The 13845-nt window shown below is 72.5% G+C and carries 14 protein-coding genes; 10 read left to right on the forward strand and 4 right to left on the reverse strand.

The features are described from left to right. Window positions 1-72 precede the first annotated feature (72 nt). Entirely contained in the window at window positions 73-837 is a 765-nt protein-coding gene (locus ACQP26_RS27825) for an SDR family oxidoreductase (protein WP_269703859.1), read from the forward strand. Then, a complete protein-coding gene (locus tag ACQP26_RS27830) occupies window positions 837-1619 on the forward strand; it encodes a class I SAM-dependent methyltransferase (protein ID WP_433494383.1) in 783 nt (260 codons plus the stop codon). Before ACQP26_RS27825 ends, ACQP26_RS27830 begins: the two co-directional genes overlap by 1 nt. A gap of 276 nt (window positions 1620-1895) precedes the next feature. On the opposite strand, the gene ACQP26_RS27835 is transcribed toward ACQP26_RS27830, so the two are convergent. Continuing rightward, the gene (locus tag ACQP26_RS27835) at window positions 1896-2987 is read right to left on the reverse strand and encodes a UDP-N-acetylmuramate dehydrogenase (protein ID WP_433494384.1); all 1092 of its coding nucleotides are present in this window, start codon (window positions 2985-2987) and stop codon (window positions 1896-1898) included. A 70-nt stretch (window positions 2988-3057) separates the two neighbouring features. Between ACQP26_RS27835 and ACQP26_RS27840 the strand changes: the two genes are divergently transcribed. The 7 genes from ACQP26_RS27840 to ACQP26_RS27870 all read left to right on the forward strand — a co-directional run bounded on the left by ACQP26_RS27840 (window position 3058) and on the right by ACQP26_RS27870 (window position 10589). After that, on the forward strand, window positions 3058-3813 hold the full coding sequence (locus ACQP26_RS27840; protein ID WP_269703856.1) for a maleylpyruvate isomerase family mycothiol-dependent enzyme: 756 nt from the start codon (window positions 3058-3060) through the stop codon (window positions 3811-3813). A gap of 173 nt (window positions 3814-3986) precedes the next feature. Continuing rightward, the gene (locus ACQP26_RS27845; protein WP_043328052.1) at window positions 3987-5294 is read left to right on the forward strand and encodes an ABC transporter substrate-binding protein; all 1308 of its coding nucleotides are present in this window, start codon (window positions 3987-3989) and stop codon (window positions 5292-5294) included. A 70-nt stretch (window positions 5295-5364) separates the two neighbouring features. Then, entirely contained in the window at window positions 5365-6354 is a 990-nt protein-coding gene (locus ACQP26_RS27850; RefSeq protein ID WP_433494385.1) for a carbohydrate ABC transporter permease, read from the forward strand. Next, entirely contained in the window at window positions 6351-7184 is an 834-nt protein-coding gene (locus tag ACQP26_RS27855) for a carbohydrate ABC transporter permease (RefSeq protein ID WP_269703853.1), read from the forward strand. Before ACQP26_RS27850 ends, ACQP26_RS27855 begins: the two co-directional genes overlap by 4 nt. Beyond that, window positions 7181-8548, forward strand: a complete 1368-nt coding sequence (locus tag ACQP26_RS27860; protein WP_433494386.1) for a GH1 family beta-glucosidase — start codon at window positions 7181-7183, stop codon at window positions 8546-8548. The genes ACQP26_RS27855 and ACQP26_RS27860 overlap by 4 nt, the downstream gene beginning before the upstream one ends. Before the next feature lie 19 nt (window positions 8549-8567). Next, window positions 8568-9575: a LacI family DNA-binding transcriptional regulator gene (locus ACQP26_RS27865; protein ID WP_433494387.1), complete on the forward strand. Its 1008-nt coding sequence runs from the start codon at window positions 8568-8570 to the stop codon at window positions 9573-9575. 108 nt (window positions 9576-9683) lie between these two features. Next, a complete protein-coding gene (locus ACQP26_RS27870) occupies window positions 9684-10589 on the forward strand; it encodes a GNAT family N-acetyltransferase (RefSeq protein ID WP_281579661.1) in 906 nt (301 codons plus the stop codon). On the opposite strand, the gene ACQP26_RS27875 is transcribed toward ACQP26_RS27870, so the two are convergent. Further along, on the reverse strand, window positions 10582-11100 hold the full coding sequence (locus ACQP26_RS27875; protein WP_433494388.1) for an O-acetyl-ADP-ribose deacetylase: 519 nt from the start codon (window positions 11098-11100) through the stop codon (window positions 10582-10584). The genes ACQP26_RS27870 and ACQP26_RS27875 overlap by 8 nt on opposite strands. 1 nt (window position 11101) lies before the next feature. Continuing rightward, a complete protein-coding gene (locus ACQP26_RS27880) occupies window positions 11102-11893 on the reverse strand; it encodes an EI24 domain-containing protein (RefSeq protein WP_433494389.1) in 792 nt (263 codons plus the stop codon). A 40-nt stretch (window positions 11894-11933) separates the two neighbouring features. Here ACQP26_RS27880 and ACQP26_RS27885 point away from each other — a divergent pair, with 40 nt between their 5' ends. Then, complete coding sequence (locus tag ACQP26_RS27885) at window positions 11934-12926, forward strand: helix-turn-helix transcriptional regulator (protein WP_433494390.1); 993 nt, start codon at window positions 11934-11936, stop codon at window positions 12924-12926. On the opposite strand, the gene ACQP26_RS27890 is transcribed toward ACQP26_RS27885, so the two are convergent. Next, window positions 12917-13831: an SDR family oxidoreductase gene (locus ACQP26_RS27890; RefSeq protein WP_433494391.1), complete on the reverse strand. Its 915-nt coding sequence runs from the start codon at window positions 13829-13831 to the stop codon at window positions 12917-12919. The two genes, ACQP26_RS27885 and ACQP26_RS27890, sit on opposite strands and share 10 nt — an antisense overlap. Window positions 13832-13845 lie beyond the last annotated feature (14 nt).

Below are 13845 nucleotides of genomic sequence, written 5' to 3' on the forward strand. Positions count from 1 at the left end.
GCTTTCCGCCGGGTCCCGGGCGTGACGGACCTCATCCCGCCGACCGGCCCGGCGACGGGAGACAATGGCCGGATGACTGCAGTCGCCATCGTCACCGGGGCGTCCAGCGGGATCGGCGCGGCCACCGCCCGCCGGCTCGCCGCCGAGGGATTCCACGTGCTGGCCGCCGCCCGGCGTACCGACCGGCTGGCCGCGCTGGTCGCCCAGATCGAGGCGGACGGCGGCGCGGCGACAGCGGTGGCCTGCGACGTGACCTCGGACGATTCGGTGGCCGGCCTGGCTGCCGCCGCCGAGGCCGCCCCCGGACCGGTCACGCTGCTGGTGAACAACGCCGGCGGCGCCCGCGGCCTGGACCCGGTCGAGACCGCCGACGTGGGCGACTGGCAATGGATGTACGACGTCAACGTGCTCGGCACGCTGCGCGTCACCAAGGCGCTGCTCCCGGCGCTGGAGCGCTCCGGCGCCGGCACCGTCATCATCGTCAGCTCCACCGCCGGGCACGTGGTCTACGAGGGTGGCGGCGGCTACACGGCCGCCAAGCACGCGCAGACCGCGATCGCCGGCACGCTCCGGCTCGAACTGTGCGGCCGGCCCGTCCGGGTGATCGAGATCGACCCCGGCATGGTGAAGACCGAGGAGTTCGGTCTGGTCCGCTTCGGCGGTGACGCGGACCGGGCCGAGGCGGTCTACGCCGGAGTCGCCGAACCACTGGTGGCCGACGACGTCGCAGACTGCGTCGCCTGGTGCGCGACCCGCCCGCACCACGTCAACATCGACCAGCTCGTGGTGCGCCCGCTGGCCCAGGCCGCGCAGCACAAGGTGCACCGGACGTCCTAATGGAGCGTCCGCTCGGCGTGGCCACCCGGGGGACCACCAACCCCAACCGGCTCCGGCGGGTGGACAACTGGCTCGTCGAGACCTGCGGCGACGCGCTGCGCGCCGCCGCCGATCCGCTGGTGGTGGACCTCGGCTACGGCGCCACCCCGGTCACCCCGGTCGAGCTGCGCGCCCGGCTGGCGTCCGGGGTCCGCGCCGACGTGCGCGTGGTCGGCCTGGAGATCGATCCGGTACGCGTGGCCGCCGCTCAGCCCGCCGCCGACCCGCCCGGGCTGACGTTCGCCCGGGGCGGCTTCGAACTGGCCGGGCTGCGCCCCGCGCTGGTACGGGCGTTCAACGTGCTCCGCCAGTACGACGAGAGCGAGGTGGCCGACGCCTGGCGTACCGTCACCGGACGGCTCGCGCCGGGCGGGCTGCTGGTCGAGGGCACCTGCGACGAGCTGGGACGGCTCGGCTCCTGGGTGCTGCTCGACGCCACCGGCCCGCGCACCCTCACCCTGTCGGCGAAGCTCACCACGCTGGAGAGCCCGGCCACGCTCGCCGAGCGGCTGCCGAAGGCCCTGATCCACCGCAACGTGCCGGGTGAACGCGTCCACGAACTGATCGAGGCGCTGGACCAGGCGTGGCGCTCGGCCGCCGGGTACGCCCCGTTCGGCCCTCGTCAGCGCTGGCTGCGCACCGCCGACGCGGTGAAGGAGTCAGGCTGGCCGATCCAGGACACCCCGCGCACGTGGCGCCACGGCTACCTCACGCTCCCCTGGCCCGCCGTAGCTCCCCGCTGACCAAAGCCCCCAGCCCGCCACCCCACCCCGACCCACCCCGCCCCGCCCCGCCCCCGTCGATCTTGGACTTGTGGCGCCTCGAATGCCCGGTAAACGCAGTTCGCGAGGTGCCACAACTCCAAGATCGGCAAAACCACCCTCCTGCGGGGCCCTCCCCGGCCCCTCGATGCGTTGATCTTGCACTTCCTGCCTCGGCAAAACGGGTTAAACGCCCCGAACGAGGGCCGGAAGTGCAAGATCGCGGGGTGAGGGCGGGCGGGGGTGGGGTGGGGTGGGTCAGATGGTGCAGTTGATGAGGACCGGCTCGGGGTGCAGGGTTACGCCGAAGCGGGACTGCACGCCGTCGCGGATCTCGCGGGCCAGCGTCACCAGCGCGGCCGTACTGGCCGTGCCGGAGCGGTTCGTCAGCGCGAGCGTGTGCTTGCTGGAGATGGCGACGCCTTCCGGGCCGGCGTACCCCTTGCCGAACCCGGCCTTGTCGATCAGCCACGCCGCGCTGACCTTCACCGTGCCGTCGGCGCCCGGCCAGCCCGGCGGCTGTCCCAGGTCGGCGGCGCGTTCCCGCAGCTGCTCGAAGACCTCGCCCGGCAGCACCGGGTTCGTGAAGAACGAGCCCACCGACCAGGTGTCCGGGTCGGCCGAGTCGAGCACCATGCCCTTGCCGGCGCGCAGTTTGCGCACCGTGGCGCGGGCGTCGGCGAGCGGCACCCGGTCGCCCACCTCGACGCCGAGCGCCCGGGCCAGTTCGGCGTAGCGGACCGGGCCGGACAGCGGAGACCGGGTGAGCCGGAAGTCGACGGTGAGCACCACCCAGCGGTCGCTGTACTTGAAGATGCTGCCCCGGTAGACGAATCCGCAGTCCGCCGCGGCGATCCGCACCACCTCGCGGCGAGTCCGGTCGTACGCCTCGACGGCCACGATCGTCTCGGCGACCTCCTGGCCGTACGCGCCGACGTTCTGAATCGGGGTCGCGCCGGCCGACCCGGGGATGCCGGAGAGGCACTCCAGCCCGGACCAGCCGCGCTCGACGGTGGCGGCGACGAGGTCGTCCCACGGCTCGCCGGCTTCGACACGTACCGTGACGGTGTCGCCGTCCTCGGCGACGGCCTGGAACCCCCGGGAGCGGACGAGCACGACGGTGCCGGGGAAGCCCTGGTCGCCGATCACGACGTTGCTGCCGCCCGCCAGCACCAGCACGGCCTGCTCTCGGGCTTCCGCTTCCTGCACTTTTAGTACGATCTGGGCGGCGTTCTCGGCGGTCTCCAGCCGCCCGGCGGGTCCGCCGAGCCGGAGCGTGGTGTAGCGCGCCAGGGTGGCCGGGTCGGTCGGGTCACCGGCAGTAGCCGGTTCGGCGTAGACGTCTGACACGCCTTTCACCCTAGGCTGAGGGGTAGCCGGAGCACCCACTGGTGGCCCGGTCACCCCCGGGAGGATGGCGATGAGCAGACTGCACCACACGAAGGACTTCTGGATCGGCGCGCTGCGCACGGAGGGCCCCGCCTTCGCCGCGGCGGTTACGGAGGCGCCGCCCGAGACACCCGTGCTGTCCTGTCCCGGCTGGACGGTCACCGATCTCGCTCATCACCTGACCCGCACGTACGTCTGGGCGGGCACCGTGCTGACCGCCGGCGTCCCGACCCGTCCCGAGCGGCACGACCCGGAGCCGCCGGCGGACCTCACCCCCGCGCAGTGGTACACCCGGGAGTACGAACGGATCAGCGCGCTGCTGGAGGCGACGGACCCGGAGTCGCCGGCGTGGAACTTCGCGCCGCAGCCGAAGAAGGCGGCCTTCTGGCCCCGCCGGCTGGCCCACGAGACCGCCGTGCACCGCTGGGACGCCCAGCTCGCGATCGGTGCGGGTGATCCGATCGAGGCGAAGCTCGCGGCCGACGGGGTGAGCGAGGTGCTGGACACCTGGCTGCCGGCGGGCCGGCGGACGCAGCCCGGGCAGTGGCACGGCGTGGTGCAGCTGAACGCGACGGATGCCGCGCAGGAGTGGTACCTGCGGTTGCGGGGTGAGGGCGTCGCGCTGCTGGACACCGCGACGATCCTCGACCACGACGACCACCGCGCGCGGGCGCAGGTGGCCGGCACGGCGAGCGATCTGCTGCTGGCGCTGATGGGCCGGATCAGCTTTGACGCGTTGGACGTGGCGGGCGACCGTACGTTGCTGGGCGGCCTGCGGGTCGGCTGACCAGGGCACCTGGCGGAGAGGGGCGGCCACCGCCCCTCTCTTTTTCGGACCGCTCTGAGAGCGCTCTCTTGACAAGGTCCACGGCCCTCCCCCACGCTGTCGTGAGAGCGCTCTCTTTGTTCCGGAACCGCCTTCCACCACCCGTTTCGACGACCCGAGAGGTCAGGGACAGCATGCTCACCTTCACGCGCCGCCGCTTGGCGGCGGTTGCAGTGGTCGCCGCCACCGCGCTGCTCGGCACCACCGCCTGCGGTGGCGGCGACGATGCCGCCGCCGACGGGCCGATAACGCTCACCGTCGACGTCTTCGGCCAGTTCGGCTACGCCGACCTCTACCAGGAGTACATGGCCAGCCACCCCGGCGTGAAGATCGTCGAGCGGGGCACGGGCGGCAACCTCGACGAGTACTCCCCGAAGCTCACCCAGTGGCTCGCCGCGGGCAAGGGCGCCGGCGACGTGGTCGCCATCGAGGAGGGCCTGCTCGTCGAGTACAAGGCCAACCCGCAGAACTTCGTCAATCTGCTCGACCACGGCGCGGCCGACCTGAAGGGCAACTTCCTCGACTGGAAGTGGAACCAGGGGCTCACCGCCGACGGCAAGCAGCTCATCGGCCTCGGCACGGACGTCGGCGGCATGGCGATGTGCTACCGCACCGACCTGTTCGCCAAGGCCGGTCTGCCCACCGACCGCGAGGCCGTGTCCAAGCTCTGGCCCACCTGGCAGGACTACATCAAGGTCGGCGAGCAGTTCACCGCGAAGAAGACGGGCGCGTCGTTCCTGGACGCCGCGACGAACACCTTCAACACGATCCTGCTCCAGACCGCCGGCAACAGCAGCGGCTACAGCTACTACGACACCAGCAACAACCTGGTCGTCGGCAGCAACCCGGCGGTGAAGCAGGCGTACGACACCACGATGGACATCATCGACTCGGGGCTGTCCGGCAAGTACGGCTCCTGGTCGGAGGAGTGGGTGTCGGCGTTCAAGCAGTCGAAGTTCGCCACCATCGCCTGCCCGGCCTGGATGACCGGCGTGATCGAGGGCAACGCGGGCGCGGGCGCCAAGGGCAAGTGGGACATCGCCCAGATCCCCGGCAACGGCGGCAACTGGGGCGGCTCGTTCCTCGCCGTGCCGAAGCAGAGCAAGCACCAGGCCGAGGCGATCGAGCTGGCCAAGTTCCTGACCAGCGCCAAGGGTCAGATCGGCGCGTTCAAGGCGAAGGGTCCCCTGCCCTCTTCGCCGCAGGCGCTGGAGGACCCGGCGATCATCGACTCGAAGAACGCCTACTTCTCCGAGGCGCCGGTCGGCAAGATCTTCGCCGAGGGCGCCAAGAGCCTGAAGCCGGTCTACATGGGACCGAAGAACCAGGCCGTACGCACCGAGGTCGAGAACGCCGTCCGCAGCGTGGAGCTGGGCAAGCGCTCACCGGAGCAGGGCTGGACCGACGCGGTCGCCAACGCCGAGAAGGCCGCCGCCAAGTAACCCGAGCAGCGCGTGCGGGCGGCCACCCGGCCACGGGGGCCGCCCGCACGGCGGAAAGGAGTCCCGGGTCATGGCCGTCCAGCTCGACGCCCGCCCGCCGGTCGCACCGGCACCCCGCCCCACCCGTCCCGGCCTGGGCAACCGGCTCAGCCGACTCGACACGAAGTACTCGCCGTACCTGTTCATCGCCCCGTTCTTCCTGCTGTTCGGCGTCTTCGGGGCGTACCCGCTGGCGTACACGTTCTGGGTCTCGCTGCACGACTGGGACCTGCTCGGCGCCGAGCACCCCTTCGTCGGTTTCGACAACTACACCCAGCTGCTCGCCGACTCGGACTTCTGGCACTCGGTGGTCAACACGCTGGGCATATTCGTGATCTCCACGGTGCCCCAGCTGCTCGCCGCGCTCTGGCTGGCCAACCTGCTCAACCGGCAGCTCCGCGCCCGGACGACCTGGCGGATGGCGGTGCTGATCCCGAACGTCACCTCGACCGCCGCCGTGGCGATCGTGTTCGCGGTGCTGTTCGGCCGCGAGTTCGGCATGATCAACTGGCTGCTCGACCACATCGGCATCAACGCGATCGACTGGAAGGCGAACCGGTTCGCCGCCTGGGTCGCCATCTCCACCATGGTCGACTGGCGCTGGACCGGCTACAACGCGCTGATCTTCCTGGCCGCCATGCAGGCCATCCCCCGCGACCTGTACGAGTCGGCGGCGATCGACGGCGCCGGCCGGGCCCGCCAGTTCTGGTCCATCACGGTGCCGCTGCTCAAGCCGACGATCATCTTCGCGGTCATCATCTCCACCATCGGCGGCCTCCAGCTCTTCACCGAGCCCCGGATGTTCAACTCCGGCACCAACGCGATCCGCGGCGGGCCGCTGCGCGAGTCGCAGACGGTGACCATGTACATGTTCGAGAACGCCTTCGCACCGCACTACAACTTCGGCTACGGCTCCGCCGTCGCCTGGCTGCTGTTCGCCCTCATCGCCGTGGTCGCGGCGATAAACGTCCTGCTCCTGCGCCGGCTCGGCGGCGGCTCCCGCAAGGAGGTCTCCCGATGACCCGCCTCTGGTCGGCCAGCCGGCTCACCTACCTGGCGCTGACCCTCTCGGCCGTCCTGTCGATCTTCCCGATCTACTGGATGTTCGTGGTGGCCAGCCGGACCAGCGACACGATGGGCCAGGTGCCGCCGCCGCTCACCCCCGGCGGCAACCTCGGCGCCAACATCGCCCGGCTGTTCGACAACACCGACGCGTACTTTCTGACCGGCCTGATCAACTCGGCGATCGTGGCCACCACGGTCACGATCTCGGTGGTGTTCTTCTCCACGCTGGCCGGGTTCGCGTTCGCCAAGCTGCGCTTCCGCGGGCGCAACGCGCTGCTGCTGGTCATCGTCGCCACCATGATGGTCCCCACCCAGCTCGGCGTGATCCCGCTCTACCTGCTCATGACGAAGCTGAACTGGAACGACCGGCTGCCCGCCGTGATCGTGCCGGCGCTGGTGACCGGCTTCGGCGTGTTCATGATGCGGCAGTACGCGGGCCAGGCGGTGAGCACCGAGCTGATCGAGGCGGCCCGGATGGACGGCTGCAACACCGTACGGATCTACTGGAACGTGGTGCTGCCCGCGCTGCGCCCGGCCGCCGCCGTCCTCGGCCTGCTCACGTTCATGACCACCTGGAACGACTTCCTGTGGCCGTACGCGGTGCTGAACGACCCGGAGAACCCGACGGTGCAGCTGTCGCTGCGGGCGCTGTCCGACGGGTACTACCAGGACATGTCGCAGGTGTTCACCGGCACGGCCATCGCCACGCTGCCGCTGCTGCTGGTGTTCATCGTCTTCGGCCGCCAGATCATCGGCGGCATCATGGAAGGTGCGGTCAAGGCATGAGCAACGTCCGATTCCCGGAGGGCTTCGTCTGGGGCGGGGCCACCGCCGCGTACCAGATCGAGGGCGCCGCCCGCGAGGACGGTCGCGGTCCGTCGATCTGGGACACCTTCAGCCGTACGCCGGGCGCCGTGTTCCAGGGCCACACCGGCGACGTGGCCTGCGACCACTACCACCGGTACGCCGAGGACGTCGCGCTGATGGCCGAGCTGGGACTGCGGGCGTACCGGTTCTCGGTGTCCTGGCCCCGGGTGCGGCCGGACGGCACCGGTCCGGTGGAGCCGCGCGGCCTGGACTTCTACGACCGGCTGACCGACGCGCTGCTGGCCGCCGGCATCGACCCGATCGTCACGCTCTACCACTGGGACCTGCCGCAGGCGCTGGAGGACCGGGGCGGCTGGACCGTCCGGGAGACCGCCGAGCACTTCGCCGAGTACGCGCTGGCCGTGCACGGCCGCCTCGGCGACCGGGTCCGCACCTGGACCACGCTGAACGAGCCGTGGTGCTCGGCCTACCTCGGGTACGGCTCCGGCGTGCACGCGCCCGGGCGGCGGGACGCCGGTGACGCGTTCCGGGCCGTACACCATCTGCTGCTCGGCCACGGCCTGGCGGCGCGGGCGCTGCGTGCGGCCGGCGTGGAGACGCTGGGGATCACGCTCAACCTGGCCGACGTGCAGCCGGCGGACGCCGCGAGCGCCGCTGATGCCGAGGCGGTCCGGCTGGTCGACGGCCTGCACAACCGGATCTTCCTGGACCCGCTCACCGGCGGCGGCTACCCGGCGGACGTGCTGGCCCACGTCGGCCGGATCGTCGCGCCGGACTTCATCAGGGACGGGGACGAGAAGCTGATCGCCGCGCCGCTGGACCTGCTCGGCCTGAACTACTACGCGCCCACCTACGTGGCCGGGCGGGCAGGCGGCGCGGGCGGCGACGCCTACCCGGGCACCGCCGGGACCGTCGAGTTCCTGCCGCCGGCCGGGCCGCTGACCGACATGGGCTGGTCGATCGAGCCGGCCGGGCTGACCCGGCTGCTGGAACGGGTGGCCGCCGACCACCCCGGGCTGCCCCTGATGATCACCGAGAACGGCGGGGCGTTTCCGGACACCGACGTCGACGAGCAGGGCGGGGTGGCCGACGCCGACCGGGTCGCCTATCTCGACGGGCACCTGCGCGCGGCGCACGAGGCCATCGCCCGGGGCGTGGACCTGCGCGGTTATCTCGTATGGTCGGTGCTGGACAACTTCGAATGGGCCGAGGGTTACCGGAAGCGGTTCGGGATCGTCCACGTCGACTACCTGACCCAGCGGCGCACACCAAAGCACAGCGCCCGCTGGTACCAGGAGGTGATCGCCCGGAACGGGCTGTGACGAGGTGGTGGTTACGGGGATGACGACGGCACAGCGACCGACCCTGGAGGCGGTGGCCCGGCTGGCCGGCGTGTCCCGGGCCACCGTCTCCCGGGTGGTGAACGGCTCGACCACTGTCGCCGAGCCGATCCGGCAGGCGGTACGCCGGGCGGTCGAGGAACTCGGGTACGTCCCGAACCTCGCCGCCCGCAGCCTGGTCACCCAGCGGACCGACTCGGTGGCGCTGGTGCTGCCCGAGGCGGCCACCCGGGTCTTCTCCGACGACCAGGTGTTCCCGGGCATCATCCGGGGCGCGGCGCAGGAGCTGGAGGCGGCGGACAAGCAGCTCGTGCTGATGCTCGCCGGCTCACCGGCCGGGCACGAACGGGTCGAGCGGTACACCACCGGGCGGCACGTCGACGGGGTGCTGTTCGCCTCGCTGCACGGCGAGGACCCGCTGCCCGGCCGGCTGGCCCGCCTCGGCATCCCGGTGGTGTGCAGCGGACGGCCACTCGACGGCGCCGACGTGCCGTACGTGGACGTCGACCACGAAGGCGGCGTGAGCACGGCGGTCCAGCACCTGATCGCGGGCGGACGGCGGCGGATCGCCACCATCGCCGGGCCGCAGGACATGGTCGCCGGAATCGAGCGGCTGATCGGCTACCGCAGCGCGATCGCCGACGCCGGGCTGCCGGAACTGGTCGCGTACGGCGACTTCACCCGCGAGTCGGGTACGGCCGCGATGCGCGAGCTGCTCGCCGCCGACCCGGAACTGGACGCCGTGTTCGCCGCCTCCGACCTGATGGCGCACGCCGCCCTGCGCACGCTGCGGGAGGCCGGGCGGCGGGTGCCCGAGGACGTGGCGGTGATCGGGTTCGACGACATCGAGACGGCCGCGTACACCGAGCCGCCGCTGACCACGGTGCGGCAGCCGATAGTGGAGCTGGGCCGGTCGATGACCCGGCAACTGCTGCGGATCGCCGCGGGCGAGACGGTCGAGCAGGCACTGGTGCTCCCCACGGAGTTGGTGCTGCGCGAGTCCGCGTAAGGAAGGGCCCCCTCTTAACGCCTCAGGTAGAGGAGGGGGCCCTTATTAACAGCCCGCTCCGCGTTAACCGGTCGCGGGGCGGGTGGCGGCGGGTCTAGGGTCCGCCCGATGAGTGCAGCCGAGATCCGTCCCGCCCGTCCCGACGACGCGCCCGCCGTGGTGGCGTTGCGCGCGCTCGTCTACCCCTACCTGGTGCGCGGCGTCGAGTCGACCCGCCGCATGATCGCCGAGCCGCCGCCCGGTGAGGGCTGGGCCGGCTGGGTCGCCGAGGCGGACGGGCAGATCGTCGGCTGGGTGTCGGCGTTCCGCAACACGCAGACCTCGACACCGGGCGTGGGCGAGATCGCCCTGCTGCACGTGCATCCGGAGCACCGCCGCCAAGGCGCCGGCACCTCGCTGTTCGACACCGCGCTCGGTCACCTGCGGACGCTCGGGACCACCCGGGTGCTCACCCACGCGCGTACCGAGTCGCTGCCGTTCGCGCAGCGGCACGGCTTCACACCCAGCCGGGAGTTGCGCTACTCGGCGCTCGACCTGACCACCGCCCCGCCGATGCCGCAGGTGCCGGCGGGCGTACGGCTGGTGTCCGCCGCCGGGCTCGACCCGCGCATGGTGCACCGGGTCGACGCCGAGTCGTCCCGGGACGAGCCGGGGGACGTGCCGACTGATGCGCTCGGCTTCGACCTGTGGCGGCACGAGTGCTGGGACAACCCGGGGCTGGACCGGGAGGCGAGCACGCTCGCCGAGGTGGACGGGGAACTCGTCGCGCTGAGCCTGGTCAAGCGGGACGGCGACCGGATGTGGTCGGACTTCACCGGCACGCTGCCCGCGTACCGGGGCCGGGGCTTGGCCCGGCTCACCAAGCAGGCCGCGCTGCACGCCGCCGCCGCGCGCGGGGTACGGACCGCGTACACCTCGAACGACGAGGCGAACGCGCCGATGCTGGCCGTGAACGAGCGGCTCGGCTACCGGCCGGTGGACAGCCAGTGGTCGTGCCGGCGCACGCTCAGCTGAGCCCGGCGGCCACCCGCACCGCTGTCGCGTACGTGTCGGCGCCGAACAGCACCAGCCGCGCCTCGGTGACGTGCTCCGGGGTGGCCGCGTGCAGCACGGTGAGCGCCTGCGCCACCGCGTCGTCGACCGGCCAGCCGTAGATCCCGGCGGAGATCAGCGGAAACGCGATCCGGGTCGCGCCCAGCCCGTCGGCGACGCGCAGGCTGTTGGCGTAGCAGTCGCGCAGCAGCGCCGAGCGGTCCTCGCGCGGCGAGAAGACCGGCCCGACCGTGTGCACCACCCAGCGGGCCGGCAGGTTGCCGGCGGTGGTGGCGACGGCCTGGCCGGTGGGCAGCCCGCGCGGGTAGCGGGAGGCGCGCAGCGCCTCGCACTCCTCCAGGATCGCCGGCCCGCCCCGGGCGTGGATCGCGCCGTCGACTCCCCCGCCGCCGAGCAGCGACGAGTTGGCGGCGTTGACTATCGCGTCGACCTGCTGCGCGGTGATGTCCCCCTCGATCAGGACGGTGTCCATCTCAGCTCTCCTCGACGGGCTGGCCCAGCGAGCGGCGGGCCAGCAGCGCGGCCCCGGCGACGGCGGCCGGCATGACCAGCACCGCGCCGAGCGGGATCAGGAAGCACAGGAAGACCGCCACCCCGAACCCGAGCGCGGTAGGGCGGTCGGCCCGCAGTCGCGCCCGCCGGTCCGGCAGCCGCATCCCGCGCCGGTAGAACGGCGCGCCGACCAGCTCCAGCGCCAGGAACCAGCCACCCACCAGAGCGCCGACCACCGGGACCACCGTCTGTCCCACCACCGGGATGAAACCGGCGGCGAACAGGGGTACGCCGATCAGCGCGGACAGCGCGACCAGGCGTAGCGAGTCGGCGAGGCTGCGTCGCAGCGAGGACCAGAACGGCACGTCCACCGCACCGGGGGTGCCGCCGAGGCGGTTCTCGACCCGCTCCGAGATCGCCTCGTAGAACGGGTCGCCGATGACCAGCGTGACGGCGGTGAACGTGAGCACGCCGACCAGCCCGGCGACCCCGACGACCGCCAGCCCGGCGACGACGCGCAGCAGCCCGCGCCAGGTCGACGACCAGTCGTCGGCGAACGGGGTGAGCCAGCCCGCGAGGTCGTCCACGAAGTAGAGCAGCGTGGCGAACAGGGCCACGTAGAGCGCTCCGGTGATCAGCGCCGGGATCACGCCGAGCAGCATCAGCTTCGGGCTGCGGACGTACATGCCGAAGCCGCGCAGCAGCAGCCCGGCGCCGCCGAGGAAGCGGGTGGCCGCGCCGGTGACCGGCGCGATCGTACGGGAGGCGTTCACGACGGCACAGCCTAGTGGGCCGGTGCACCACAATGGGCCGGTGCGTGCGTCCCGGCTGATCTCGCTTGTGCTGCTGCTCCAGTCGCGGGAGACGATGACCGCCGCCGAGCTGGCCCGCGAGCTGGAGGTGTCCGAGCGGACCGTCTACCGGGACGTGCTGGCGCTCTCCGCCGCCGGTGTCCCGGTGTACGCGGACCGGGGCCGGGCGGGCGGCTACCGGCTGCTGGGCGGCTACCGGACCCGGCTGACCGGGTTGAGCCGGGACGAGGCCGAGGCGCTGTTCCTGGCCGGGCTGCCCGGACCGGCCGGGGACATGGGACTGGCGGACGCGGTGGCCGCCGCCGAACTGAAGGTGCTGGCCGCGTTGCCGCCGAGCCTGCGGGACGCGCCCGCGCGTACCGGGCAGCGGTTCCACCTGGACGTGCCCGGCTGGTTCCGGGAGACCCCGGCGCCGCCGACGCTCGCCGAGCTGGCCCGGGCGGTCTGGCGGGACCGGATGGTGGAGCTGCGCTACCGGCGCGGGGACCGGGAGGTGACCCGCGTGCTGGCGCCGTACGGGCTGGTGCTGAAGAACGGGGTCTGGTACCTGGTCGGCCGGGTCGGCGACGCCTGGCGGACGTACCGGGTGGACCGGGTGGTGGCGGTCGCCGTGAGGGCCGACGGCTTCGAGCGGGACGAGGACTTCGACCTCGGGGCGTACTGGCGGGAGCAGGCCGGCGCGTTCCTGCGCGAGCTGCTGCGGGAGCGGGTCACCGTGCGGCTCGGCCCGGCCGGGCTGCGGGCGCTGCGGCACCTGGTGGACGCGCCGTTCGTCTACACCGAGGCGGTGGACGCGGCCGGGCCGCCGGACGAGCAGGGCCGGCTGGTGCTGCGGCTGCCTGTCGAGTCGATCGACGTGGCGTACACCCAGTTGCTGGCGCTCGGCCCGGAGGCGGAGGTGCTGGCGCCGCCGCGGCTGCGGGCACGCTTCGCCGCGGCGGCCCGCCGCGCGGCGGCGCTCTACACCGATCCGCCGGCCGACGGTCAGCGGTAGCCGTCCGGGTCGGCCGGCTTGCCCGGCTTGACCACCTCCTCGTAGTAGCGGGCCCAGTGCGGGCGGCTGCCGTCGACGTCGGTGAAGCCGTACACCTGGGCCAGGCCGCCGCTGTCCAGCGACTTGCCGTTCCAGCGGGCCCGGTCCGGGTCGGCGGCCAGGGCCGCGACCGCGCGCCCGACGAACGCCGGCGTCTCCGACATGACGAAGTGCGGCTCGGTAGCCGCGGCGTCGCGCCAGGTGGCCTCGGTGACGCCGTAGTGTTCGAGCATCGCCTCCGAACGCAGCCAGCCCGGCGTGAGCGCGACGGCGGTGCAGCCGTGCGGGGCCAGCTCGTGCGCCTGGCTGAAGCCGAGCCGGTTCACCGACACCTTCGCCAGGTCGTAGAAGACCGACAGGCGGTACTCGGTGTCGTTGTGCTCCTTGGTGCCGTCGCCGACCTCGACGACCAGCCCGCCCGGGTTGCGGATCAGCAGCGGCAGCGCGAAGTGGCTGGTGATGATGTGCGTGTCGACAGCCAGCCGCAGCGTGCGGAAACCGGCGTCGAGCGGCTGCTCCCAGACCGGCTTCTCCCACGTGATCAGCGGGTCCGCGCCCCAGACGTCGTTGACGAGCACGTCGAGGCGGCCCTGCTCGGCGTCGATCCGCTCGACCAGGGCGCGTACCTGCTCGGGGTCGAGGTGGTCGACAGCGACGGCGATCCCGGTTCCCCCGGCGGCGGTGACCAGCTCGGCGGTCTCCTCGATGGTCTCCGGCCGGTCCATCTCGGAGCGGCGCTCGCGGGTGGTGCGGCCGGTGGCGTAGACGGTGGCCCCGGCGGCGCCGAGCTGCACGGCGATCTGCCGGCCGGCGCCCCGGGTCGCGCCCGCGACGAGCGCGACAGTTCCGGTCAGTGGTGAGTTCATGGGACCACCGTGTC

This window comes from Micromonospora sp. CA-248089 (assembly GCF_050948515.1).
GTDB lineage: Bacteria > Actinomycetota > Actinomycetes > Mycobacteriales > Micromonosporaceae > Micromonospora.